The organism is Brenneria tiliae, from assembly GCF_023347575.1.
GTDB lineage: Bacteria > Pseudomonadota > Gammaproteobacteria > Enterobacterales > Enterobacteriaceae > Brenneria > Brenneria corticis.
The window spans coordinates 1-1010 of record NZ_JAKPCB010000071.1; the positions used below are offsets into that span (position 1 = coordinate 1).

Sequence of the window (1010 nt, forward strand, 5' to 3'; positions counted from 1 at the left end):
GCCTTTCCCGCTCATTGAGCAGACTAACTCATTGTTTTTCAATACCTCACGATACCGATGGCTGGCATACTGGCTCCCTCTGTCCGAATGCACGATGACCTTCCCCGTCGGTCTGCGCTGTTTTATTGCCATCTCTAACGCGTCAATCACCAACTGCTTTTTCAGGCGATTACTCAGGCTCAAGCCGATAATGCGTCTGGAATACAGGTCAATCACCGTCGCCAGATACAGCCAGCCTTCTCCCGTGCGGATATACGTGATATCCGAAGCCCACGCGATATTCGCCGCTGACGGATTAAACGCCCGGTTCAGCAGATTGGGCGCTACCGGATAATCATGGCGGCTGTTGGTCGTCACTTTGTAACGAACCTGATTCGCCGCTTTCAGACCAGACTGTTTCATCAGGCGGCTGATACGTGCCTTGCCGTGAAATCGTTGCTCATCGCGTAAATCACGTTGCAGGCGCCGGATACCGTAAGTCCCCCGGCTGTCATGATGCAACTGAATCAGCCTCTGGCTCAGGATGTCGTTAGCCAACTGTCGTTGGCTGGGTGTTCGGTTGCGCCATGACTGGTAACCCCGCCTGCTGACATTGAGCAACAGGCAAATTCGCTTCACTTCATGGAAAGCCGATAACTGAGTGACCATGGCGTATCTTAGCGGCTTTCCCGCGCAAAGAACGCCGCCGCTTTTTTCAGGATAAGTTTATCCTCTTCCAGTTCAGCGATTTTGGCTTTAAGACGGCGGATCTCCAGTTCCTGTTCGGAAAGCTGTGGCGTGTTGGAGAAAGCAGCCCCCGCCTTATCCTGATAGATTTTTTTCCAGTTGTAGAGCGTGTTCTCTTTGATATCAAGCTCCTGTGCCATACGGGCAACAGACTTGCCGCTTTCGAGCAGCAATGCAACGGCTCTGCGCTTGAACTCCGGAGTATATTGTTGTCTTGACATAGTGACCTCGCTTTCGTTGATTGATTTGAAAACAAGGTGGGCACTAAATCAAGGACAGATCAG

2 protein-coding genes are annotated in these 1010 nt (G+C 51.7%); both read right to left on the reverse strand.

The window, feature by feature from the left end; all coding sequences use genetic code 11:
• On the reverse strand, positions 1-648 hold a 648-nt coding region (locus MFP24_RS00370), incomplete at its 3' end, for an IS3 family transposase (protein WP_249228641.1).
• Positions 649-656: 8 nt separating this feature from the next.
• Entirely contained in the window at positions 657-947 is a 291-nt protein-coding gene (locus tag MFP24_RS00375; protein WP_249228642.1) for a transposase, read from the reverse strand.
• Between the last annotated feature and the right edge of the window lie 63 nt (positions 948-1010).